26 protein-coding genes are annotated in these 21,455 nt (G+C 71.1%); 3 read left to right on the top strand and 23 right to left on the bottom strand.

Annotation, left to right across the window (positions count from 1 at the left end; genetic code table 11):
* Positions 1 to 17 precede the first annotated feature (17 nt).
* Positions 18 to 509 carry a hypothetical protein gene (locus ACZ64A_RS35505; protein ID WP_469816057.1) on the top strand — a complete coding sequence of 164 codons (492 nt, stop codon included), beginning with the start codon at positions 18 to 20 and terminating at the stop codon, positions 507 to 509.
* A 41-nt stretch (positions 510 to 550) separates the two neighbouring features.
* Here ACZ64A_RS35505 and ACZ64A_RS35500 read toward each other — a convergent pair whose 3' ends face one another.
* From ACZ64A_RS35500 to rpsB, 6 genes are all read right to left on the bottom strand, one after another.
* Positions 551 to 1,000, bottom strand: a complete 450-nt coding sequence (locus ACZ64A_RS35500; protein ID WP_469816056.1) for an SRPBCC family protein — start codon at positions 998 to 1,000, stop codon at positions 551 to 553.
* 155 nt (positions 1,001 to 1,155) lie between these two features.
* Positions 1,156 to 2,343, bottom strand: a complete 1,188-nt coding sequence (locus tag ACZ64A_RS35495; RefSeq protein ID WP_469816055.1) for a phosphatidate cytidylyltransferase — start codon at positions 2,341 to 2,343, stop codon at positions 1,156 to 1,158.
* Positions 2,343 to 2,900, bottom strand: coding sequence for a ribosome recycling factor (gene frr / locus ACZ64A_RS35490; protein ID WP_361627554.1), 558 nt, complete (start codon positions 2,898 to 2,900; stop codon positions 2,343 to 2,345). Before frr ends, ACZ64A_RS35495 begins: the two co-directional genes overlap by 1 nt.
* Before the next feature lie 144 nt (positions 2,901 to 3,044).
* Complete coding sequence (gene pyrH / locus ACZ64A_RS35485; protein WP_469816054.1) at positions 3,045 to 3,803, bottom strand: UMP kinase; 759 nt, start codon at positions 3,801 to 3,803, stop codon at positions 3,045 to 3,047.
* 197 nt (positions 3,804 to 4,000) lie between these two features.
* A complete protein-coding gene (gene tsf / locus ACZ64A_RS35480; RefSeq protein WP_469816053.1) occupies positions 4,001 to 4,837 on the bottom strand; it encodes a translation elongation factor Ts in 837 nt (278 codons plus the stop codon).
* Positions 4,838 to 5,019: 182 nt separating this feature from the next.
* Entirely contained in the window at positions 5,020 to 5,922 is a 903-nt protein-coding gene (gene rpsB / locus ACZ64A_RS35475) for a 30S ribosomal protein S2 (protein ID WP_469816052.1), read from the bottom strand.
* 273 nt (positions 5,923 to 6,195) lie between these two features.
* Here rpsB and ACZ64A_RS35470 point away from each other — a divergent pair, with 273 nt between their 5' ends.
* A complete protein-coding gene (locus ACZ64A_RS35470) occupies positions 6,196 to 6,780 on the top strand; it encodes a murein hydrolase activator EnvC family protein (RefSeq protein WP_469816051.1) in 585 nt (194 codons plus the stop codon).
* A gap of 232 nt (positions 6,781 to 7,012) precedes the next feature.
* On the opposite strand, the gene ACZ64A_RS35465 is transcribed toward ACZ64A_RS35470, so the two are convergent.
* The 17 genes from ACZ64A_RS35465 to ACZ64A_RS35385 all read right to left on the bottom strand — a co-directional run bounded on the left by ACZ64A_RS35465 (position 7,013) and on the right by ACZ64A_RS35385 (position 20,044).
* Positions 7,013 to 7,570 (bottom strand): TetR/AcrR family transcriptional regulator, encoded by a 558-nt coding sequence (locus ACZ64A_RS35465; RefSeq protein WP_469816119.1) that lies wholly within the window; start codon positions 7,568 to 7,570, stop codon positions 7,013 to 7,015.
* A gap of 93 nt (positions 7,571 to 7,663) precedes the next feature.
* A complete protein-coding gene (gene whiG / locus ACZ64A_RS35460; RefSeq protein ID WP_469816050.1) occupies positions 7,664 to 8,506 on the bottom strand; it encodes an RNA polymerase sigma factor WhiG in 843 nt (280 codons plus the stop codon).
* A gap of 255 nt (positions 8,507 to 8,761) precedes the next feature.
* Positions 8,762 to 9,913: a DNA-processing protein DprA gene (gene dprA, locus ACZ64A_RS35455; RefSeq protein WP_469816049.1), complete on the bottom strand. Its 1,152-nt coding sequence runs from the start codon at positions 9,911 to 9,913 to the stop codon at positions 8,762 to 8,764.
* Positions 9,910 to 11,535, bottom strand: a complete 1,626-nt coding sequence (locus ACZ64A_RS35450) for a YifB family Mg chelatase-like AAA ATPase (RefSeq protein WP_469816048.1) — start codon at positions 11,533 to 11,535, stop codon at positions 9,910 to 9,912. The genes dprA and ACZ64A_RS35450 overlap by 4 nt, the downstream gene beginning before the upstream one ends.
* A gap of 1 nt (position 11,536) precedes the next feature.
* Positions 11,537 to 11,899 carry a YraN family protein gene (locus ACZ64A_RS35445; RefSeq protein ID WP_469816047.1) on the bottom strand — a complete coding sequence of 121 codons (363 nt, stop codon included), beginning with the start codon at positions 11,897 to 11,899 and terminating at the stop codon, positions 11,537 to 11,539.
* Between the two features lie 119 nt (positions 11,900 to 12,018).
* The gene (locus tag ACZ64A_RS35440) at positions 12,019 to 12,327 is read right to left on the bottom strand and encodes a DUF2469 domain-containing protein (protein WP_014675276.1); all 309 of its coding nucleotides are present in this window, start codon (positions 12,325 to 12,327) and stop codon (positions 12,019 to 12,021) included.
* Positions 12,328 to 12,383: 56 nt separating this feature from the next.
* Positions 12,384 to 12,881, bottom strand: coding sequence for an NUDIX hydrolase (locus tag ACZ64A_RS35435; protein WP_469816046.1), 498 nt, complete (start codon positions 12,879 to 12,881; stop codon positions 12,384 to 12,386).
* Entirely contained in the window at positions 12,871 to 13,611 is a 741-nt protein-coding gene (gene lepB, locus ACZ64A_RS35430; protein ID WP_469816045.1) for a signal peptidase I, read from the bottom strand. Before lepB (ACZ64A_RS35430) ends, ACZ64A_RS35435 begins: the two co-directional genes overlap by 11 nt.
* A gap of 188 nt (positions 13,612 to 13,799) precedes the next feature.
* Positions 13,800 to 14,510 (bottom strand): signal peptidase I, encoded by a 711-nt coding sequence (gene lepB / locus ACZ64A_RS35425; RefSeq protein WP_469816044.1) that lies wholly within the window; start codon positions 14,508 to 14,510, stop codon positions 13,800 to 13,802.
* Positions 14,425 to 15,675: a signal peptidase I gene (gene lepB, locus ACZ64A_RS35420; RefSeq protein WP_469816118.1), complete on the bottom strand. Its 1,251-nt coding sequence runs from the start codon at positions 15,673 to 15,675 to the stop codon at positions 14,425 to 14,427. Before lepB (ACZ64A_RS35420) ends, lepB (ACZ64A_RS35425) begins: the two co-directional genes overlap by 86 nt.
* Complete coding sequence (gene lepB, locus ACZ64A_RS35415) at positions 15,668 to 16,450, bottom strand: signal peptidase I (protein ID WP_469816043.1); 783 nt, start codon at positions 16,448 to 16,450, stop codon at positions 15,668 to 15,670. Before lepB (ACZ64A_RS35415) ends, lepB (ACZ64A_RS35420) begins: the two co-directional genes overlap by 8 nt.
* A 45-nt stretch (positions 16,451 to 16,495) precedes the next feature.
* Positions 16,496 to 16,846 (bottom strand): 50S ribosomal protein L19, encoded by a 351-nt coding sequence (rplS, locus tag ACZ64A_RS35410; protein WP_030168262.1) that lies wholly within the window; start codon positions 16,844 to 16,846, stop codon positions 16,496 to 16,498.
* A gap of 133 nt (positions 16,847 to 16,979) precedes the next feature.
* Entirely contained in the window at positions 16,980 to 17,813 is an 834-nt protein-coding gene (gene trmD, locus ACZ64A_RS35405) for a tRNA (guanosine(37)-N1)-methyltransferase TrmD (protein WP_469816042.1), read from the bottom strand.
* Positions 17,810 to 18,367, bottom strand: a complete 558-nt coding sequence (gene rimM, locus ACZ64A_RS35400) for a ribosome maturation factor RimM (RefSeq protein WP_469816041.1) — start codon at positions 18,365 to 18,367, stop codon at positions 17,810 to 17,812. The genes trmD and rimM overlap by 4 nt, the downstream gene beginning before the upstream one ends.
* An 80-nt stretch (positions 18,368 to 18,447) precedes the next feature.
* Positions 18,448 to 18,687, bottom strand: coding sequence for an RNA-binding protein (locus ACZ64A_RS35395; protein ID WP_005479813.1), 240 nt, complete (start codon positions 18,685 to 18,687; stop codon positions 18,448 to 18,450).
* Positions 18,688 to 18,689: 2 nt separating this feature from the next.
* Positions 18,690 to 19,109, bottom strand: a complete 420-nt coding sequence (gene rpsP / locus ACZ64A_RS35390; RefSeq protein WP_469816040.1) for a 30S ribosomal protein S16 — start codon at positions 19,107 to 19,109, stop codon at positions 18,690 to 18,692.
* Positions 19,110 to 19,447: 338 nt separating this feature from the next.
* Positions 19,448 to 20,044: a hypothetical protein gene (locus ACZ64A_RS35385; protein ID WP_469816039.1), complete on the bottom strand. Its 597-nt coding sequence runs from the start codon at positions 20,042 to 20,044 to the stop codon at positions 19,448 to 19,450.
* 564 nt (positions 20,045 to 20,608) lie between these two features.
* Between ACZ64A_RS35385 and ACZ64A_RS35380 the strand changes: the two genes are divergently transcribed.
* Positions 20,609 to 21,454, top strand: coding sequence for an SAM-dependent methyltransferase (locus tag ACZ64A_RS35380; RefSeq protein WP_469816038.1), 846 nt, complete (start codon positions 20,609 to 20,611; stop codon positions 21,452 to 21,454).
* The last annotated feature ends 1 nt before the right edge of the window (position 21,455 follow it).

Genomic DNA, 21,455 nt, shown 5'->3' with positions numbered 1-21,455 from the left:
CATGGCACTGTGCTGCCGTGACGACAACGACAGAGCTCACCCTCTTCGCCGACTACTTCCAGATACATGTGTCCGATGCGGATGCGGACGGCGATCTCAGCGACGCGTGGACCGATGAGGCCGTTGCCGATCAACTCGCGGTGGCACCGGATGCGCTGGGCATCGGCACGGCGGTCAATGTCAACGTGTCCGTCACTGTCGTCGTCCTCTCCGAGGAGCCGAACGACGACAGCCCGGAATTCGATCATGTGGTGGAGGCCGGCCTCCAGGTTTCGCTGGGTCGCCTGATGGTTCTGGGCTGCACGGATTACGGGCCCGACGCGGCCACCTTCGAGGTCCCGCCGGGCGTGAACCGCGTCCGCGTGTCCCGGAGCAACCTGGCTCGGGCGGCACAGGCCGACGTCGACTCCGACGACAGCCCCGAGACCATGGAGCAGATCCGTATCCAGGTGTGGCCGGCTCTGGAAGCTCCGGCGAAGGTCATCAAGCGGTGGTCGCACACACCGTGACGTGAGAGCTGGAGGACTTCCAGCGGTGTCGGCGTCGTGGGCTACGCGGCCGTGTGTTCCAGGTGTTGCTTCAGGAGTTGCTCGTTGCGGGGGAATTCCTTGCGGACCTGGGGGCGGACCACGAGGGGGATGAGGACCTTGCCGAGGCCGTGGCCCTCGAAGTCGAGGTCCATGGTCAGCCGGGTGCGCCGGCCCTCGTCGACGGGGGTGACCTCGCCGCGGAAGGTGCCGCGTACCGCCCCGTCGATCCCGTGCACGGTCCACGAGCGCCCCGGCTCGTACTCGGTGCACTGCATCGTCATGGGAACGTCGCGGCGGCCGAGGTGCCGGGTGACGCGGACCCGGGAGCCGACTCCGAACGGGCCGTCGTCGAGCTGCTCGGCGGACACCGCGCTCTCCTGCCAGTCCGGCAGGTGGGCCGGGTCGGTGACGAACATCCACACCTCGTCGGGGCGGCAGTCGAGAACGATCTCATCGTGGAAACCGGACATGGTGGCCCCCTTTCCAGGGCGAGCCGGTTCGGGGCTTACACCCGAAATCGTCCCACCGCACCCGCCCACCGGCCATCCAGAGGAGCGGGACACCTTACGGAAAAGCCCCGCCCTCCCTGACCGGAGGACGGGGCTCCACAGCCGTGCGCGGCCGGTCAGCCGGCGCCGACGAACAGCACCAGCAGCAGCCACACCACCGGGGCCGTCGGCAGCAGCGAGTCCAGGCGGTCCATGATGCCCCCGTGCCCGGGGAGCAGCGTGCCCATGTCCTTGATGCCCAGGTCCCGCTTGATCATCGACTCACCGAGGTCGCCCAGCGTGGCGCTGGCCGCGACCGCGAGACCCAGCAGCAGCCCCTGCCACCAGGTGCCGTCGTCGATCAGGAACTGCAGGCACAGCGCACCGGCGACCATCGCGAACGAAACGGCGCCGAGCAGGCCCTCGCGGGTCTTGCCGGGACTGATCCTCGGCGCCAGCTTGTGCTTGCCGAAGCGCCAGCCGACGGCGTACGCCCCGGTGTCGCTGACGACCGTCAGGAGCAGGAAGGTCAGCACACGCCAGGGGCCGTCGTCGGCGGTGAGCATCATCGCGACGAACGTCGCCAGGAACGGCACGTAGAAGGCCGCGAACACGCCGGCCGTGACGTCCTTGAGGTAGCCCTCCGGCGGCTCGGTCATCCGCCAGACCAGCACCGCGAGCGCCGTGAGCGCCATGGCGACCCACGCGCCCTCGGCGCCGCGCACATACCCGGCGACCACCATCGCGGCGCCGCCGATCGCCAGCGGCACCAGGGGCGCGTGGATCTCCTTGCGCTCCTGCAGCCTGCTGGTCAGTTCCCACAGGCCGACGACGACGGCGACGGCGATCACGCCGACGAACACGGCCTTGACGATGAACAGCGAGGCGATGATGACCGCGCCGAGCCCGACCCCGACCCCTATGGCGGAGCTCAGGTCGCGGCCCGCGCTCTTCTTCTGCGGGGCGGGCGCCGGCTGCGGGGCGTCGGGCATGGGCTCCGGATTCTGCTCGCGGAAGGTGTCGGTACGGACGCGGTGGTCGCGGAGGTCGTCGTCCCGGGCGCTCTCGGCGCGGACGCTTGCGCCGCGCGCGTTGTCGTCGCGGAACAAGGGGCCGCTCAGCCGAGCGGCCCCCCGATCGTCATCCTGGTCTCCGCCGAGTGCGGGTCCGTCGGGCACGATGGGCATGGGGCGAGTCTGCTGCGCTTCCTGCGCATCGTACGCGGGACCCGCCGGACCGGTGCCCGGGACGGGCCCCTGGTCGGCGGGGCCCCAGTATCCGGCCTGCCCGGCGTGGGGCGGTGCCCCCCAGGAAGAGTCGTTCATCAGACCTCGAGCAGTTCCGCTTCCTTGTGCTTGAGAAGCTCGTCCACCTGGGCGACGTACTTCGACGTCAGGTCGTCGAGTTCCTTCTCCGCACGGCGGCCCTCGTCCTCGCCGACCTCGCCGTCCTTGATCAGCTTGTCGATGGCGTCCTTGGCCTTGCGGCGCACGGAGCGGATGGAGACCTTGGCGTCCTCGCCCTTGCCACGGGCGACCTTGATGTACTCGCGGCGGCGCTCCTCGGTCAGCTCCGGGAACACCACACGGATGATGTTGCCGTCGTTGCTCGGGTTGACGCCGAGGTCGGAGTCGCGGATCGCCTGCTCGATGTTGCGCAGCGCGGTCTTGTCGAACGGGGTCACGACGGCCATGCGCGGCTCCGGCACGGAGAACGAGGCCAGCTGGTTGATCGGCGTCGGCGCGCCGTAGTAGTCGGCCACGATCTTGTTGAACATCGCCGGGTGCGCACGACCGGTGCGGATCGCGGCGAAGTCCTCCTTGGCGACCACGACGGCCTTCTCCATCTTCTCCTCGGCCTCGAGGAGGGTCTCTTCGATCACCACTTGCTCCTGCGTGTCTTGAGTAGGCCCGGCTGCGGTTCCTGGCTGTGGTCGGCGGCCGGCTGCGTCGCGTCTTCTTCCTGCACGGTTCCCGACCTGCAGGACATTGTCCATCCCCCGGTCAGGGTCGGGGTGAATCTCCGGTCAGTCCCGGCTGCCCTGTTCACCCACGAGCGTGCCGATCTTCTCACCCTTGACGGCGCGGGCGATATTGCCCTCCTTCAGGAGCTCGAAGACCACGATCGGGAGCTTGTTGTCACGGCAGAGCGTGATGGCCGTGGCATCGGCGACCTTCAGGTCGCGGGTGATGACCTCGCCGTAGCCGAGCGAGTCGAACTTGACGGCGTCCGGGTTGGCCTTCGGGTCGGAGTCGTAGACCCCGTCCACGCCGTTCTTGCCCATGAGGAGCGCCTCGGCGTCGATCTCCAGGGCGCGCTGGGCGGCGGTGGTGTCGGTGGAGAAGTACGGCATGCCCATACCGGCGCCGAAGATCACCACACGGCCCTTCTCCAGGTGCCGCACGGCGCGCAGCGGGATGTAGGGTTCCGCGACCTGGCCCATGGTGATGGCGGTCTGGACGCGGGAGACGATGCCCTCCTTCTCCAGGAAGTCCTGGAGGGCGAGGCAGTTCATCACGGTGCCGAGCATGCCCATGTAGTCCGAGCGGGCGCGGTCCATGCCGCGCTGCTGCAACTCGGCCCCGCGGAAGAAGTTGCCTCCGCCGATGACGACCGCGACCTGCGCGCCGTCACGCACGACGGCGGCGATCTCACGGGCGATCGCGTGCACCACGTCGGGGTCGACGCCCAGCCCACCGCCGCCGGAGAAGGCCTCTCCGGACAGCTTCAGCAGAAACCGGCCGTGTACTTTGCCGTCATCGCTCTTGTCGGGCTTGGTGGTCATGGGGATCCCGCCTCTTTCAACGTGGTGCACATGCGAAGAAGGCCATTGCCGGCGGGGCGTGGTTCACATCCCATGCGGCAATGGCCTCCTCGTCAGATCTGCTGCCGTCCGTCACGCGCGCGTGTGACGCCGTGCGCGGACGGCAGGGACGACTGATGTCGACCCTATCGGGGTCGAGCGTCGATCGCCGTACGGACTCAGATGCCGACCTTGATGCGCGAGAAGCGCTTCAGGGTGACACCGGCCTCCTGCAGAACCTTCTCGACGCTCTTCTTGTTGTCCAGCGCGTACGGCTGGCCGAGGAGCGTGGCGTCCTTGAAGAAGCCGTTGAGGCGACCCTCGACGATCTTGGCGATCGCGGCCTCGGGCTTGCCCTCGGCGCGGGTGGTCTCCTCGGCGATGCGGCGCTCGGACTCGACGACCTCGGCCGGGACGTCGTCCTTGGCGAGGTACTTCGGCGCGAAGGCGGCGATGTGCTGCGCGACGCCCTTGGCGACCTCGGCGTTCGGCTTGTCCAGCTCGACGAGGACACCGATCTGCGGGGGCAGGTCGGGCATCGTGCGGTGCATGTAGGCGAGCACGAAGCCGTCGGTGAACTGCGCGAAGCGGTCCAGGACGATCTTCTCGCCGAGGTTGGCGTTGGCCTCGTCCACGAACGCCTGGACGGTCTTGCCGGGCTCGATCTCGGAGGCGAGCAGGGCCTCGATGTCGGCCGGGTTCGACTTGGCGACGTGCTCGGCGATCGCGTTGGCGACGGCCTGGAACTTGTCACCCTTGGCGACGAAGTCCGTCTCGCACTTCAGCTCGACCAGGACACCGGAGGAGTTGTCGTCGGCGATGACGGAGACCACGGCGCCGTTCTCGGCGGAGCGGCCCTCGCGCTTGGCGACGCCCTTCTGGCCCTTGATGCGCAGCGCCTCGACGGCCTTCTCGACGTTGCCCTCGGCCTCGTCCAGCGCCTTCTTGCAGTCCATCATGCCGGCGCCCGTGAGCTCGCGGAGCTTCTTGACGTCGGCGGCGGTGTAGTTCGCCATGAGTCTGTGAATCTTTCTCGAAGTCTGGAGGATCGAAGATCTGCGGGTGCGGACTCCATGTGGCCAAAGGCCCCTGTCCTGCCGCTGACCTACGGGTGAACGGCGGGAGCGGACTTCACACCGCGTCGTGAGACGCGGTGTGAGGGAGTGCCGCTCCCGCCGTCAACGCTGACGCTGACGGGTCAGGCCTGCTCGCCCTCGGCGGCCTTCTCGTCCTCGGCGGCCGGAGCGGCCTCGGCGGCGGGGGCCTCGGCGGCCGGGGCGGCCTCAGCGGCCGGAGCCTCGGCGGCCGGAGCAGCCTCGTCGGCCTTCTTCTCACCCTCGAGCAGGTCGCGCTCCCACTCGGCCAGCGGCTCGCCCGCGGCCTTCTCGCCCTTGTCGCCGGTGGCGACGCCGGAGCGGGCGATGAGGCCCTCGGCGACGGCGTCGGCGATCACGCGGGTGAGCAGGGTGACGGAACGGATCGCGTCGTCGTTGCCCGGGATCTTGTAGTCGACCTCGTCGGGGTCGCAGTTGGTGTCGAGGATCGCGACGACCGGGATGTTCAGCTTCCGGGCCTCACCGACGGCGATGTGCTCCTTCTTGGTGTCCACGATCCAGACGGCGCTGGGAACCTTGGACATCTCGCGGATACCGCCGAGGGTCTTCTCCAGCTTGGCCTTCTCACGCGAGAGGACCAGGAGCTCCTTCTTGGTCAGACCGGAGGCCGCGACGTCCTCGAAGTCGATCTGCTCGAGCTCCTTGAGGCGCTGCAGACGCTTGTAGACGGTCGAGAAGTTGGTGAGCATGCCGCCCAGCCAGCGCTGGTTGACGAAGGGCATGCCGACGCGGGTGGCCTGCTCCGCGATGGCCTCCTGCGCCTGCTTCTTCGTACCGACGAACATGACCGTGCCGCCGTGGGCGACGGTCTCCTTGACGAACTCGTAGGCGCGGTCGATGTACGACAGCGACTGGAGCAGGTCGATGATGTAGATGCCGTTGCGCTCGGTGAAGATGAAGCGCTTCATCTTCGGGTTCCAGCGACGGGTCTGGTGACCGAAGTGGACGCCGCTCTCCAGCAGCTCCCGCATCGTGACGACGGCCATGGCCGTATCTCCTTGAGTTCTCGGTTGTGCCGCGTCCGCCGGACGGCGGTCGCGCCTGACGCCCGCGGTGCGCCGTGCCACGAAGGACCGAGGGGCGCTGATACGGACCGTTTCCGGTGGCCGTAGCGGGGCGTGCGAAGTCGACCCGGTGACCCGGATCGCCAGAAGAAGTGTACGGGACCGGCGGGGCGCCGGGTGACGCCGCTGTCCACAACCTGGTGGTCGTCCACAGATCCCGGCGCGGCACGCACGGGGTGCGGGACCGTCTGAGGCATGCGGACACAGCGATACGCAGGGGTGATGTGGGCGGTGCTGCTGGGGCTGGTGGTGATGGCCCTGGCGCCGCTGGCGTGGGCGCAGGGGCCGTCGCCGGGGCCTTCGGACCCGGGGGCGGGGGTGCCGGCGGTGGGGACGACCTGGCCGGTCGGGGTGCGCCCGCGCATCCTCCGCGGCTGGTCGCCTCCCGCGTCCCCGTACGGCCCGGGTCACCGCGGAGTCGACCTGGCCGCCCCGCCGGGCGCTGCCGTGCGGACGGTGGCGGCGGGCCGGGTGTCCTTCGCGGGGCGCGTGGCGGGGAGGGGGGTGGTGTCGGTGGAGCTGCGGGAGACGGGCTCGCCGGCCCTGCGGACGACGTACGAGCCGGTACGGGCGTCGGTGCGTGAGGGCGACGAGCTGACGGCGGGCGCGGTGATCGGCACCGTGGAGCCGGCGGGCAGCCACTGCACGCTGCCGTGCGTGCACTGGGGCCTGCGAAGAGCCGGGACCTACCTGGACCCGCTCCTGCTGCTCCCGCCCCGCCTGCGCAACGGGGGGCCGTCGAGGCTGCTCCCGGTGCTGGGGGTACCGCTGCCGCCGTAGCCGCGGATCGGTCCGGCACACCGGCGGCATCACGCCGCTGCCGGGAGCACCGCGGCCGTCACCGGCGCGGGCTCGGCCCCGCACGCCGGCATCGGTGCCGTCCCGGCCGCGCGCTCAGCGCCGTACGCTCCGCAGCATCACGCCCCTGCCGCCGGCGCCGTGGAACTCGCCGCCGTCACCGGCGCGGGCTCGGCCCCGCACGCCCGGCATCGGTGCCGTCCCAGCCGCGCGCTCAGCCCCGTACGCCCCGCAGGACCATCGCCACGGCCGCCTCCGCGATCACCGCGGGGTTCTCCGCCGCCCCGAGCTCCAGGCGCCGCACCGCGGCGTCCACGACTCCCTGCACGAGCATCGCCGCGAGCCGGGGTTCCCCGTGCCCCAGCTCCTCCAGGGCCTCGACGATCAGCGCGACGAGCCCTCCGTGGGCGGCGCGGATCTTCTCCCGGGCCCCCGCGTCCAGCTCGCTCGCGGAGATGGCGACCACGGCCCGGTGCCGCCGGTCCCCGACCAGCTCCAGCTGGGTGCGCACATACGCCTCGACCTTGGCCTCCGGCCCGGTCGCCGCGGCCATCGCCGCCTCCACCTCGGCGGCCCACACGGGGAAATCGACCGCGCACAGCTCCTCGACCACGGCCGCCCGCGACCGGAAGTACTCGTACACGGACGACCGCGCGAGCCCCGTCCGCTCGGCCAGGGCCGGGAACGTCAGCGCTTCGGTGCCGCCCTCGGACAGCAGGGAACGCGCCGCGTCCAGCAGGGCGGCACGCTGCATCGACCGGTGCTCGGCCACGGAGGCCGCTCGAATCCTTGGCACGTCAACCACTCTACGGACGCGCCACCCGTCACGGGAGTCACGCACCGGCTCGGGCCGCTCGGCGGCGCCTCAGCGGCCGAAACCGGCCAGTTTCGCGCGCAGCTGGAGCACCGACTTGGTGTGGATCTGACTGACCCGGCTCTCGGTCACCCCGAGCACGTTGCCGATCTCCGCGAGCGTGAGGCCCTCGTAGTAGTACAGCGTGACGACGGTCTTCTCCCGCTCGGGCAGCGTGTTGATCGCCCGGGCGAGGAAGCGTCGCAGCTCGCGATCCTCGGCGACCTCCACCGGGTTGTCGGCGGCGGTGTCCTCCAGCGTGTCCATCAGGCTCAGCCGGTCGCCGCTCTCCCCGCCGACGTGCAGCAGCTCCTCCAGCGCCACGACGTTGGCCAGCGACAGCTGGCTGAACACCGCGTGCAGGTCCTCCACCGCGATGCCCAGCTCGGCGGCGACCTCCTGCTCGCTCGGGGTGCGCCGCAGGCGGGCCTCGAGCGTGGCGTAGGCCCGCTCGACGTTGCGTGCCTTCTGTCGCACCGAGCGCGGGATCCAGTCCAGCGCCCGCAGCTCGTCGATCATGGCGCCGCGGATCCGGGTGATCGCGTACGTCTCGAACTTGATCTCGCGGTCGATGTCGAACTTCTCGATCGCGTCGATCAGGCCGAACACCCCGGAGGAGACGAAGTCGGCCTGCTCCACATTGGGCGGCAGGCCCACGCTCACCCGGCCGGCCACGTACTTGACCAGCGGCGAGTAGTGCAGGATCAGCTGTTCCCGCAGCCGTTCGTCTCCCGTCGCCTTGTACGACCGCCAGAGCTCGTCGAGCGTCGAGGGAGCGGGCGGCCGCACGCTGCCACCGTCACGGGCGGCTGAGGGGATCGCCGCCCGGTCGGACCCGGAAGTGTGCTGGGGCATTCGTCGCCTTGTGCCGTTCTGCTGTGCCGTACGCGTGAAAGTGGGGATGTCGTCGCCGATCCTCGTGAGCGTAGCGTGACTGAAGGATCGCGGTGTGCGAAGAAGGGGTCCCGGAGGATCCGCAGATACGTTCCGCCGAACGCCCCGGCGGAGGGCTGCCGTCATCGCGCGTCCTCCCCCCGGGGCGCCAACTCGCCGTGGATTGCCCGGGCTTCGCCCTTCCCCCGGACGGCCGAACGGCTCCCGGCGGCCGGGTCAGCGAGCGCCTCGGGCGGACACCACGGCCTGGCGTGTCAACTTCCAGTCGTCGCCATGTCGTTCGACGTAACCGAGGGCCTCGAGTTCGTACAGTCTCGCGATCGCGTCGTCCTTTGAAGTCTGGGCGTGGCGCGCGATGTCGGACGGCGTGGCGGCGCCCCGGCCGGGCAGTGCCGCCAGCACCCGCCGGGCACCGGCACCCAGCAGATCCCGCGGCAGCACCGGGCCGCGGCGCTCCGGGGCCAGCTCCCCGATGTCGCCGACCAGTTCGACGACCTCCGCCGCGTCGGTCACCAAGGTGGCGCCGCCGCGCAGCAGTTCGTGCACTCCTGCCGACAGTCCGCTGGTGGCGGGTCCGGGTACTCCTATCGTGTGACGGCCAAGACGCTGCGCGGCCCGCGCGGTGACCAGGGAGCCGCTGCGGTGGGCCGCCTCGACGACCACGCTGCCCCGGGTCAGGGCGGCGATGACCCGGTTGCGCAGGACGAACCGACTCGGCGTCGGGTGGTCGCCGGGCGGCAGCTCACCGACCACCAGTCCTTGCTCGGCGATCCGGCGGATCAGCTCGGTGTGTCCGCGCGGGTAGGGCCGGTCGACCCCGCAGGCCAGGACGGCGACGGTGGCGCCGCCCGCGCCGAGCGCCCCGCGGTGGGCGGCGCCGTCGATGCCGTAGGCGCCGCCGGAGACGACGACCCACCCTCGCTCGGCGAGGCCCGCGGCGAGGGTGGCCGCCATATGGGCGCCGTACTCGGTGCAGGCGCGGGCGCCGACGACCGCGACGGACTTCAGCGCCCACATGCGCAGACTGGGCCGGCCGCGCACCCACAGCCCGACCGGGCGGGCGTCGCCGAGGTCGTCGAGCTGCCCGGGCCACTCGGAGCTGCCGGGGGCCACGAAGCGCACACCGGCGGCCTGTGCGGCGGCGAGGTCCGCCTCCGGCTCGGCCCGCCCGGCCCGGGCCAGCAGCCCGGCCCACCGCTGCGGGCTCACCCCGGGCAGGGCGGGTCCCCCGGCCCGCAGCCGCCGCACGACCTCCGCCACCCCGAACTCCCGCACCCACCGCCCGCCGGTCTCGTCCCCCGGCTCGACCACCCGGGTGAGGAAGACCCGGCCGAGCAGGTCCTCGGCCGGTGCGCAGCCGCCGGTCATGCGAGCGCTCCGATGGCCATCGGGACCCCGCGCGGGACGCCGGTGCGCAACTGCAGCGCCAGCGCGACGTCGGTCGCGTCGGGCCGGTCGTGGCCGACGAGGTCGGCGACGGTCCAGGCGACCCGCAGGACGCGGTCCAGGCCGCGGGCCGTGAGCACCCCGCGCTCCAGGTTGCGTTCGGCGTCGTCCATGGCGCCCGGCGCGGCGTGCCAGCGGGTGCGCAGCTCCCGGCCGGGGACCTCGCTGTTGGTCCGCCAGGGGGTGCCGGCCAGCCGGGCCGCCGCCCGCTCCCGGGCCGCCCGGACCCGTGCGGCGACCGTGGCCGTCGACTCGCCGCCGGGTCCGCGCTGTGCGAGTTCGGCCCGGCCCACCGGGTCCACCTCCACCCGCAGGTCGACCCGGTCGAGCAGCGGACCGGAGATCCTCGCCTGGTAGCGGCGGATCACCGAGGGCGGGCAGTCGCACAGGCTGTCCCGGAGCGAGAAGCGCCCGCAGGGGCACGGGTTGGCAGCGAGCACCATCTGGAACCTCGCCGGGAAGCGCACCACGCCCGCGCTGCGCGCGATCACCACGTGCCCGGACTCCAGCGGCTGCCGCAGCGCGTCGAGGGCATGGCTGCTGAACTCGGGTGTCTCGTCGAGGAACAGCACGCCCCGGTGGGCCAGCGACACCGCGCCGGGCCGGGCGATGTGCGCACCACCGCCGACGAGCGACTGCATGGTGGCCGAGTGGTGCGGGGCGCAGTAGGGCGCGACGTCGATCAGCGGTTTTCCGGGCGGCAGCAGCCCGGCCACCGAGTGGACGGCCGTGACCTCCAGCGACTCCTGCCGGGTCAGGTGGGGCAGGACGGCGGGCAGCCGCTCGGCGAGCATGGTCTTGCCCGCGCCGGGCGGCCCCTCGAGGAAGAGATGGTGCCCGCCGGCCGCGGCCACCTCCACGGCCGTCCGCGCGGAGATCTGGCCGACGACGTCGGCGAGGTCGTGGCCGGCGTCCTGCTGGGCTGCTCCCATGCTGTGCATGCCGGTGGCCGCGCCGGTGCCGGGCATGCGCAGCCCGGCCAGCAGCGGGTCGGGGCGGCCCAGTTCGTCGGGCTCCTCCTCCGGGACGGGTTCGTCGGTGAGGACGGCGATCAGCTGGCGCAGGCTGCGCACGCCGAGCACCGACACCCCGGGCACCAGGGACGCCTCGGCAGCGGCACACTCGGGGACGACCACCTGTTCGTACCCCGCGTCGGCGGCGGCGAGGACGGCCGGCAGGATGCCGCGCACCGGCCGTACCCGCCCGTCCAGCCCGAGCTCGCCGATCATCACGATGTCGGAGAGCACCCGGGGGTCGATCCGCTCGGCGGCGCCGAGGACGGCGCAGGCGACGGCCAGGTCGAATCCGCTGCCGGCCTTGGGCACCGAGGCGGGCGAGAGGCCGACGGTCAGCTTCTTCTGCGGCCACTCGGCCCCGCTGTTGACCACCGCCGCCCGCACCCGGTCGCGGCTCTCGGTCAGGCTCTTGTCCGGGAGGCCGACCAGGGTGAACGCGGCGACGCCCGGTTCGAGGTCGGCCTGGACCTCCACGACGACGCCCTCGACACCGACCAGGGCCACGGAACACGTACGCGCGAAGCCCATGTCAGGCCACCCCCCGCACATGCTCGACGACCGGCGCGCCCCGCCGCGGCAGGACCACCCCGACGACGTCGATGCGGACGCCGCCCGGTGGCGCCCCGCCGTGGGCCTGGATCCACCGCTCGGCCAGCGTGCGCAGCCGCTCGGCCTTCTCCGGGGTCACGGCGGCCATCGGATGCTCGAACGAGCCGTCCCTGCGGGTCTTGACCTCGCAGACCACCAGGACGTCGCCGTCCCGCGCCACGATGTCGATCTCTCCGGACCGTCCGGCCCGCCAGTTGCGCTCCAGGAGCGTAAGGCCGGTCTCGGTCAGCCGCCGCGCGGCCAGGGACTCTCCGTACTTGCCGAGGGCACTGCGTGCGTTCATGTCGGCACCACCTCCGGCGCCAACGATCACGCACCCGCCACCCAGAAGTGGATCTTGGTGGACGGCTGACCGATTGTGGAAAACTCAGCCACCCACACGGGTGACACGGACCCGCGGCATCAGCCGCCGGGCAGCTCCAGGTCGCTCTTGTTCAGCTCCTCGATGTTCACGTCCTTGAACGTGAGCACACGGACCTGCTTCACGAAGCGGGCCGGCCGGTACATGTCCCAGACCCAGGCATCCGCCATCGTGACCTCGAAGAACACCTCACCCTGGACCGAGTGCACCTGCATCTCGTAGTCATTGGTCAGATAGAAGCGCCGCTCGGTCTCGATCACATATTTGAACAGACCGACGACATCGCGGTACTCCCGGTAGAGCTTGAGCTCCATCTCGGTCTCGTACTTCTCGAGGTCCTCGGCGCTCATGGCATGTTCCCCTTCAGCCGTGCGGTCCCACCATTGTGCGCCAGTCCCGCGCGCCCCTAGACGATTTCCGTGTCCAGGGTCACGGGCCGGCCCGGAGGACCTTCGTCGAGCAGAGTGCGCAACAGCTCGGCGAGTCTGGTCGGATACACCGTCTCATGCGTCCCGGTCAGTTCCGCACAGGACCACCACCTCGCTCCCGCGACGCTGCGCCGTTCCAGCTCCGTCAGCGCCGGCGCCCGGGTCGCCGTCGTCATCGCCGTACGGGCCAGGAAGTACCACTCGTCCTGGTCCCAGCGGCGGCCCGCGAACGGGAACGAGCACGTCCGCCGCCACAGCACCGGGCCCAGGTCGACCTCGGTGATGCCCGTCTCCTCGGCGAGTTCCCGCAGTGCGGCCTCCTCACGGGTCTCGTCGCCCTCCAGGCCGCCACCGGGAGTGAACCACCAGTCGTCGGCCGGATCGTCCGGCTCATGGCCGTGCAGCAGCAGCACACGGTCGTCGGGATCGAGCAGCACCACCCGCGCCACCTTGCGCAGACCCCCCTCAACGGACACCGGCGGGCTCCGTCCGCGCGGCGGTGTGGGCGCGGCGCGTCGCACGCTTGGCGATCGGCCCGTAGGCCCCGCCCGCGAGCACCAGCACGGCACCGGCGACGATCACGGTGACGACGGAGCGCAGCGGCCCCGGCTCGGACAGCGCACCGAGCGCCTCGAACCCGGTGGGCCGGGCCAGCATGCCCTTCATGGGCCATACGACGGCGTCGACCCGCGCGGTCACGGCGCTCTCGTCGACCGTGCCGCGGGCGGCGTCGGTGAGGTGGGCGGTGGAGTCCAGCGAGCCCTGGCGCTCGTCGCCGAGCAGGAACAGCCGGCCCTTGGGGACCGTCACCTTCGGGAAGTTCATGATCTCGGCCGGGGCACCCTCGGCCAGATACGGCTCGTCGATCTGCTTGCCGTTGACGGTCAGCTTGCCGCCGGTGCAGCAGGCGACGGTGTCCCCGCCGACCGCGACGACCCGCTTGACCACGGGGGCGTTCGACACCCATGTCTTGTCGGTGAACACGACGACGTCACCGCGGCGCACCTCGCTGCCGTCGACCCGGTGGGCCAGCACCCGGTCACCGACGTCGATCGTCGGCGTCATCGAGGGGGTCGGCACGGTGTACGGCCGGTAGACGACCGCGCCCCAGACGAAACCGCCGAGGAACAACACCATGCCCAGCGCGACGACAAACCCGGAGACCCGTTGCCCCGCCTTGCCGCCACCACGTATGCGCGCACCCATGGCCACGCACCCTACCGTGGGTCACCCCACGCGGGGAGGCCCCACCGCGGCCACCACAGGGTCGGGGCCAGTGGGGTGTGACGACCTGAGTCGTGCCTTGCCCGGCGTCGCGGCCGCCGCCGGGCGCACAGAGGGAGAACCGCGCGGCCGTCCCCGGCGAAATCCGCAGAGGGACGACGGCCGGAAACCTACTGGCGGCGGCGCCACAGCGCGATCGGGACCACGCCGGCCAGCACCATCGCGTTCGGCGCCACGGGCAGGGCCCCGGCCGCGGAGGACGGCTTGTCGAGCCCCGGCTGGTCGAAGGTGTCCGGCACCGGCAGCGTCCCCCACCGGTTGATCGGCCACGCCTTGACGATCGCGCGGCCCACGACGTCCTTCACCGGGACCATGCCGTGGTGCTTGTCGTTCTGGTTGTACCGCGAGTCCTTCGAGTCCTGGCGGTGGTCACCCATGACCCAGATGTAGCCCTCGGGCACCTTCACCTTGAACGTCCCGCCGCCCTGGTCGTCGGAGCACGGCGTGTTCCCGGCGTAGACGTAGTCCTGCTCGTTCAGCGCGTGGCCGTTGACCTTGAGCGGCCCGGTGCCCTTGCACTCGATGGTGTCTCCGCCCACCCCGATGACCCGCTTGATCAGGTCCTTCTCCTCGGCCGACGGCATCAGACCGATCCAGCTGAGCACCTTCTGCACGGCGTTGGGGTTGGCGGTCGCCTCCCCCGCCAGCCAGTTGTCCGGGTCGTGGAAGACGACGACCTCGCCGCGCTCGGGCTCGGAGCCGAACCAGGGCGTCAGCTTGTCGACGAGGACCCGGTCACCCTCCTGCAGCGTGTTCTGCATCGACGCCGAGGGGATCGAGAACGCCTGCACCAGGAACGTCTTGATCAGCAACGCCAGCACGAGCGCGATCCCGATGAGGATCGGCAGTTCCTTCCAGAAGGAGCGCGGCTTCTTCGGCCCGGCGGCCCCTGCCGCAGAACCCTGTGACACCGTCCCTGCCTCGCCCGGCACCGCGCCGTCCTCCATCACGTCGGAGTCGTTCCCTGAAGTCCCCGAAGCCACATCCCCCACGCCAACTCCTCACTCTGTGTCGCCGCCTGCCCCGTGCAAGACGCAGGCCCACCACTCCCATAACGAGCGGGAGTTCCGCAGGGCTCGGGAGCTGGAACATTTCCTTGTGATCCACCGGATCAACGGAAGCAACCCTATGCGACACCGCACCGGCTCCAGCCGCAGCGCCCCGCAGGGACGCATACCCCGGCGGCTCGTCCAGGGTGCTCCAGTGGCCGAGCGGCCAGGCGATGACCATGGCCCGTCCGACCACCTCGTCCTCGGAGACCGTACCGCCGTAGTCGGTGTCCTGATGCGAGCGGGAGTCCGCGGAGTTGGAGCGGTGGTCGCCCATCACCCACAGCCGCCCCTGCGGAACGGTGATGTCGAAGGGCGTGTCGGAAGGGGTGTCGCCGGGGTTCAGATAGTCCTCGTTCAGCGGGACGCCGTTGACCGTGATGCGCCCCTGCGCGTCACAGCACTTCACATGGTCCCCGCCGACCCCGACCACCCGCTTGATGAGGTCCTTCTCGTTGTCCGACGGCAGCAGCCCGATGAAGGTCAGCGCTTCCTTGACCTGCTTCACCACGACCGGGTCGTCCTTCTTGACCGTGGTCTTCTCGTCCTGGAGCCAGCCGCCGGGGTCCTTGAACACCACGACGTCCCCGCGGTCGGGCCTGGACCCGAACCACGGGGTGAGCTTGTCGACGAGGACCCGGTCGCCGATGCGGATCGTCTGCTCCATGGAGCCGGACGGGATCACGAACGCCTGGACGAGGAAGGTCTTCAGCACCAGAGCGATCAGTACGGCCACCCCCACCAGGAGGGGGATCTCCTTCACGGCACTGCGCCGGCGCTTGCGCTTGACCTTGCGCTGCAGCCGACGCCGCTCGGCCCGCGTCCGGCCGCCCCCGGCAGGGGCGCCGGCGGAGGCGGAGGCGCGCCGTACACCGGTGGGCAGCGGATCGTCCGCACCCGCCGCGGCGGCACTCCGCCGCCGGCCACGGTTACCCATGCCCGCCCCCCGCACCGCCCGGCAGGCCCCCCGCACCGCCCTGCGGGCCCGCCGTACCGCCGTGCACGCCGCCCCGGGGGCCGGCCACAGCACCGGCGGCCTCCGGCACACGCGCGTACGCCCCCGGCCGCTCCAGCCGTGCCGCGTGTCCCAGGGGCCATACGATCCAGTCGGCGCGCCCGATGACGTCGCCGACCGGCACCATGCCGCCGCCGGGCGAGCCGAGGTGGTCCCGGGAGTCGCTGGAATCGCCCCGGTGGTCACCGAGCACGAAGAGCCGGCCGGCGGGCACCACCACGTCGAAGGTCACGGTGGAAGGGCTGTTCCCGGGATACAGGAACGCCGACTCGTCGACCGACCGGCCGTTCACCCGGATCCTCCCCTCCTGGTCGCAGCAGACCACGTGGTCTCCCCCCACACCGACGACGCGCTTGACGTAGTCACCGTCCCCGAAGGAGTCGCTGCCGTCGAACACGACGACGTCCCCGCGGCTCGGCGCGGCCCCGAAACGGTATGCCAACTCATTTACGAGAACCCTGTCCCCGATCCTCAAACCCGGCTCCATGGACCCGGAGGGAATCTGGAACGGCCGCACCACGAAAACGTTGAGGAGCAGCAGGAAGACCAGGCAGACAAGCAGGGTCAGGCTGATACGACCGCCGGGGAGCCACCCGGCGATCCGGTCCACCAACGCGAAACGCGACCGTCCCTCCCCACCCGCCGCTGCGGGTTCGGAGGAGCGGTCGCGCTCCGTCGGCTGTGCTTCGGTGTCCATCGGGGCCGAATGCTATCCGGCCCCGCTGTGACCCCGGGAAAGCGCTCAGCTCTCGCGCTTCTCCTTGATCTTCGCCGCCTTGCCGCGCAGCTCGCGCAGGTAGTACAGCTTGGCGCGACGCACGTCACCGCGGGTGACGAGCTCGATCTTCTCCACGATCGGGGTGTGCACCGGGAAGGTGCGCTCGACGCCGACGGAGAAGGAGACCTTGCGGACCGTGAAGGTCTCGCGCACGCCGGAACCCTGGCGACGGATCACCACGCCCTTGAACTGCTGCACACGGGAGCGGTTGCCCTCGATGACGCGGACGTGGACGTTGACGGTGTCACCCGGGCGGAAGGCCGGGACGTCGCTGCGCAGCGACGCGGCGTCGACGGAGTCGAGCAGGTGCGACATTTCGTCTGCTTTCTTCGCTGATGCCACAGGTCATCAACGGGATAGATCTTCCAGAGGAACGCTGCCCGGGTCGGAGCGGACGTCGTCTCCCCCTGTGGCAGGGGCGCACGCCGGACGGACGGACAGCAGCGGTCTATTCTTCCACGCCGTTCGCCCGGCGCCAAAATCGGCCGTACGGCTCGCCGCCGGGGTCGGGCTCCCAGCCCAGGATGGACAGCATCTCGCGGTCCTTCTTGTCGAACGCCTTCGGCTCGCACCGCTCGATCAGGTCGGGCCGGTTGGCCGTGGTGCGGCGCAGCGCCTCGTCGCGGCGCCAGCGGGCGATCTTCCCGTGGTGGCCGCTGAGCAGCACCTCGGGGATCTCCCGGCCGCGCCAGGCGGGCGGCTTGGTGTAGACGGGGCCCTCCAGGAGGCTGGCCATGGCACCGGGCGCGAAGGAGTCGTCGCGGTGGGACTCGGCGTTGCCGAGGACCCCGGGCAGCAGCCGGGCCACGGCCTCGGTGACGACGAGGACGGCGGCTTCCCCGCCGGCGAGGACGTAGTCGCCGATGGACACCTCGTAGACGGGCATGCGGGTGGCGTACTCGTCGATGACACGGCGGTCGATGCCCTCGTAGCGGGCCGGGGTGAAGATCAGCCAGGGCCGTTGCGAGAGGTGCACGGCGAGTTCCTGGGTGAAGGACCGGCCGCTGGGCGTGGGCACGATGAGCGCGGGCTCGCGGGAGCCGCTCTCGTAGCCGTCGGCGAGGACGGTGTCGAGCGCGTCGCCCCAGGGGTCGGTCTTCATGACCATGCCGGGGCCGCCGCCGTACGGGGTGTCGTCGACGGTGTTGTGCCGGTCGTAGGTCCACTGCCGCAGGTCGTGGACGTGCACGTTCAGCTGTCCACGCGCGCGTGCCTTGCCGACCAGGGAGACGTTCAGCGGGTCGAGGTACTCGGGGAAGATCGTGACGACGTCTAGCCTCATGCGCCCTCGTCCTCCGGCTCCGCACGGGAGGAGGCGATCTCCGCGCGGTCGTCGATCAGCCCGGGCGGGGGCGTGATGACGGCCTTCTGCTCGGCCAGGTCGATCTCGGTGACGATCTCCTCGACGAACGGGATCATCACCTCGGTGCCGTCGGGCCGTTCGACGATGAACAGGTCCTGGGAGGGCAGGTGGGAGATCTCGGTGATCCGGCCGACCTCGGTGCCGTCCTCGGTGACCACGTCCAGGTCGATCAGCTGGTGGTCGTAGAACTCGTCCTCGTCCTCGGGCAGCTCGTCCGGGTCCACCTCGGCGATCAGGAGGGTGTTGCGCAGCGCCTCGGCGGCGTTGCGGTCGGCGACGCCCTCGAAACGCAGCAGGAGACGGCCGCTGTGGACGCGTCCCGTCGCGATCGTCAGCGGTCCGGCGGAGGCGGGGTCCGTGGCGAGCACGGCGCCGGGGGCGAGCCTCACCTCCGGCTCGTCGGTCCGTACCTCGACGGTGACCTCGCCCTTGATCCCGTGGGCACGGCCGATCCGTGCGACTACCAACTGCACCTGTTCATTCTCCTGTCATACGACTGCGGGCCGGGGACGGCCCAGTGGCCTTCCCCGGCCCGAGCCGGTGCTGCACAGCGTCAGCGGACGTGGTCCACGTCGACGAGGTCGACACGGACACCGCGGCCGCCGATGGCGCCCACGACGGTGCGCAGAGCGCGTGCGGTACGGCCGTTGCGGCCGATGACCTTGCCGAGGTCGTCCGGGTGGACCCGGACCTCGAGCACACGCCCGCGGCGCAGGTCGCGCGAGGCCACCTGCACATCGTCAGGGTTGTCGACGATGCCCTTCACGAGGTGCTCGAGAGCCTCCTCGAGCATGCTCAGGCCTCGGTCGACGCGGACTCAGCCGCAGCCTCGTCCTTCTTCTCAGCCTTCTTCTTCTGGGTGATCGCCTCACCCTTGCTGTCGTCGTCGCCACCGAGGGCCTCGAACGACGGGCGCGCCGGCTTCGGCTCGGCGACCAGGAGCGGTGCCGGGGCGGGCTCGCCCTTGAACTTCTGCCAGTCGCCGGTCTTCTTCAGGATGGCGAGCACGGGCTCGGTCGGCTGAGCGCCGACGGAGAGCCAGTACGCCACACGCTCGGCGTCCACCTCCATGACCGACGGGTTGTAGGTCGGGTGGTACTTGCCGATCTCCTCGATGGCCCGGCCGTCACGGCGGGTACGGGAGTCGGCGACGACGATGCGGTAGTGAGGCGAACGGATCTTGCCCAGACGCTTCAGCTTGATCTTGACTGCCACGGGAGTGGGTTCTCCTGAATTTGACGTGGTTGGGCACGGCGAGAATGCCGCGTGGGGTTGCGGTACCCGAGTGCCCGATGGACGCGTCAGCCGGAGGAGAGAGGGGTCCTGTGCGACTGTCGAGTACAGCTAGCCATTGTGCCACACGCTGCGGGGCGCTTCCGGCCGCGGGTTGCTTGTCGTGGGCACGCTTGAGAGGCACCCGGCGTCGTTGTGAACGCCGTCGGGTGCGCAACCCGGCGTGAGGGGGTGCCGCCGCGTCGAAGCCGACGCGGTGGCACCCCACCCCGGTTTCCGGCCGCTCCGGCACCCACGAGATGCCGGTGTGCGCGGCCCCGCTACGCCGCCCCCACGACCTCGGGGATACGGAAGGGCTTGCCGCAGCCGCCGCAGACGATCGGCGCCTGGGCCAGGACGGACGGGACGACGCGGACGTTGCGGCCGCAGTCGCACACCGCCTTGACGCGGACCCCGCCGCCCGAGGACCCGTGCCGTGCGGCCGGGCCGCGGAAGGCGCGGGTGGCGTCCGAGGAGGTCGCCACCGAGTGGGCCTTGAGGGCCCGCTGGAGACGGTCGATGGTCGGCCGGTAGCGCCGCTTCGCCTCGGGACTGAGCGTGACCAGCGAGAAGCCGCTGCTCGGATGCGGCTCCTCGGGGTGGTCCAGGCCCAGTTCCTCGGCGATCGCGAGGAATCTGCGGTTGTGGTAGCGCCCGGCCCGGGACGTGTCGCGCACGCCGCGCGAGGCGGCGATGCCATGGACTGCCTCGTGCAGCAGTCGCTCGAAGGAGAGTTCGTGCCCGCACGCGGACGACGACTCCCCGATCAGTGACTCCGGCGCGGCGAGGTCCGGCAGCTCGGGGTGGTACCGCTGAATGTCGGCCCACGCCTGCGCCAGCTCGGCGGCGAGAACAGGTGGTGTCTGTGTCGTGCTCACGTAATGACAACGAGCCGGGGTGCCGCTGTGTTCCGATTCCGGGGCATCCCAAATAATTTGCACGTACCCGTCAGTTGCGGCTGATGCGCACCGACGAGGACGGGTGCGCTGATCTGCGGAAATGCCGCCTAGCTCGTACCAAGGTGGTGCGTAGCCCGACGTAGGCGTACGTACGTACCGACGCGTAGATCATGTCGACGCCGGACGTGCCACGGGTCCGTCGGTGCGCAAGGGCTCTTTCGGTCACTCGTGCCGCGAGCCCCCGTCACCTACGTCAGCGCACGCGACGACCGCGACGTTACCGGGTCGGTGACGGGCCTCCGGCACCGCCCCGGACGCCGGCCGCGGGACCTCGTTCCGGCCACGTTGCGGGCAGATGAATTCCGGCCAGTCCGACGCCCAACTCTCAAACCGCGGTCGCTTTCCACTGGACGCACCGCCGAGGCCGGAGTTTCCTGGCATACGGGGGTCAGTGCGAGCGCACTGGACGGGGGCCACGCAACACGGCAACTCCATGCGATACGGGCACACGACTTTGCTCTCGGCGGATTGGGGCGCGTACCTATGACACCTACGCTCGTGCGGCAGCACCTCCCCCAGGCGGGCTCGGCCCCCCGCGTGGACCTGTGTGCACGCGCGCGTGACTGGTCGGAGATCCAGGAGCGGATGCTGGTCCCGCTCTACGAGACCGTCTACGAGCGACTGGAAGTGGGGTCCGGCACCCGCCTGCTGGGCCTGGGCTGTGGCTCCGGCCTCGCCCTGCTGATGGCGGCGGTGCGCGGTGCGGAGGTCACCGGCGTCGAGTGCCACTCCCCGGAACGGCTGGCCCTCGCCCGCGAGCGGCTGCAGCCGGATCCACCCGGGGCATCCGCGCGTGGCGGTGCGCGGCTGGTGCGGGAGACCCCGCGGCGCGCGGCCCCGCCGTACACCCTGGTGACCGCGTTCGAGCCGATCGGCTGCACGGCCGGCGACTCCGACGGGCTCGCCGAACTGCTCGCCGGAGCGGTGGCGGTCGCCGAGCGCGGCACCCCGGTGGTGCTGGCCGGCTGGGGCCCGCCGGAACGGTGCGCCACCTCGTCCGTGCTGCGCGTGGCCGGGAAGCTGGCCGATCCGCTGCGCGGCGCGGGCAGCTGGCGCCCGGCGCTGCGCGACGACCTCGAGGAGGTCGCCCAGCGGGCCGGGCTGCTCCCGGACGGCTCAGGGCGCGTGGCCTGCCCCTTCGGGTACGCCGACGTGGACAGCGCGGCGCGCGGCCTGCTGTCGACCGGGCTGTTCGACGCGGCGATCGCGGCCACCGACTCCGAGCAGGTCGGCAAGGAGCTGACCGAGGCGCTGCATCCGCACCGACGGGCCGACGGCACCGTGTGGATGCCGAACGTCTTCCGCTACCTCATAGCCCGCGTGCCGTGAG

The sequence above is a fragment of the Streptomyces sp. NPDC104814 genome (genome assembly GCF_055583185.1).
The sequence above is the reverse complement of the archived record's forward strand: the minus strand, read 5'-3'. Positions and strand labels throughout refer to the sequence as shown.

Bases quoted from the DNA above. Each gene is read 5' to 3' on its own strand.
- ACZ64A_RS35500 (WP_469816056.1), bottom strand. From the start codon at position 1,000: ATGTCCGGTTTCCACGATGAGATCGTTCTCGACTGCCGCCCCGACGAG.
- ACZ64A_RS35495 (WP_469816055.1), bottom strand. From the start codon at position 2,343: ATGAACGACTCTTCCTGGGGGGCACCGCCCCACGCCGGGCAGGCCGGA.
- pyrH (WP_469816054.1), bottom strand. From the start codon at position 3,803: ATGACCACCAAGCCCGACAAGAGCGATGACGGCAAAGTACACGGCCGG.
- tsf (WP_469816053.1), bottom strand. From the start codon at position 4,837: ATGGCGAACTACACCGCCGCCGACGTCAAGAAGCTCCGCGAGCTCACG.
- rpsB (WP_469816052.1), bottom strand. From the start codon at position 5,922: ATGGCCGTCGTCACGATGCGGGAGCTGCTGGAGAGCGGCGTCCACTTC.
- ACZ64A_RS35470 (WP_469816051.1), top strand. From the start codon at position 6,196: ATGCGGACACAGCGATACGCAGGGGTGATGTGGGCGGTGCTGCTGGGG.
- whiG (WP_469816050.1), bottom strand. From the start codon at position 8,506: ATGCCCCAGCACACTTCCGGGTCCGACCGGGCGGCGATCCCCTCAGCC.
- dprA (WP_469816049.1), bottom strand. From the start codon at position 9,913: ATGACCGGCGGCTGCGCACCGGCCGAGGACCTGCTCGGCCGGGTCTTC.
- ACZ64A_RS35450 (WP_469816048.1), bottom strand. From the start codon at position 11,535: ATGGGCTTCGCGCGTACGTGTTCCGTGGCCCTGGTCGGTGTCGAGGGC.
- ACZ64A_RS35445 (WP_469816047.1), bottom strand. From the start codon at position 11,899: ATGAACGCACGCAGTGCCCTCGGCAAGTACGGAGAGTCCCTGGCCGCG.
- ACZ64A_RS35440 (WP_014675276.1), bottom strand. From the start codon at position 12,327: ATGAGCGCCGAGGACCTCGAGAAGTACGAGACCGAGATGGAGCTCAAG.
- lepB (WP_469816045.1), bottom strand. From the start codon at position 13,611: ATGGGTGCGCGCATACGTGGTGGCGGCAAGGCGGGGCAACGGGTCTCC.
- lepB (WP_469816118.1), bottom strand. From the start codon at position 15,675: ATGGGTAACCGTGGCCGGCGGCGGAGTGCCGCCGCGGCGGGTGCGGAC.
- lepB (WP_469816043.1), bottom strand. From the start codon at position 16,450: ATGGACACCGAAGCACAGCCGACGGAGCGCGACCGCTCCTCCGAACCC.
- rplS (WP_030168262.1), bottom strand. From the start codon at position 16,846: ATGTCGCACCTGCTCGACTCCGTCGACGCCGCGTCGCTGCGCAGCGAC.
- trmD (WP_469816042.1), bottom strand. From the start codon at position 17,813: ATGAGGCTAGACGTCGTCACGATCTTCCCCGAGTACCTCGACCCGCTG.
- ACZ64A_RS35395 (WP_005479813.1), bottom strand. From the start codon at position 18,687: ATGCTCGAGGAGGCTCTCGAGCACCTCGTGAAGGGCATCGTCGACAAC.
- ACZ64A_RS35380 (WP_469816038.1), top strand. From the start codon at position 20,609: ATGACACCTACGCTCGTGCGGCAGCACCTCCCCCAGGCGGGCTCGGCC.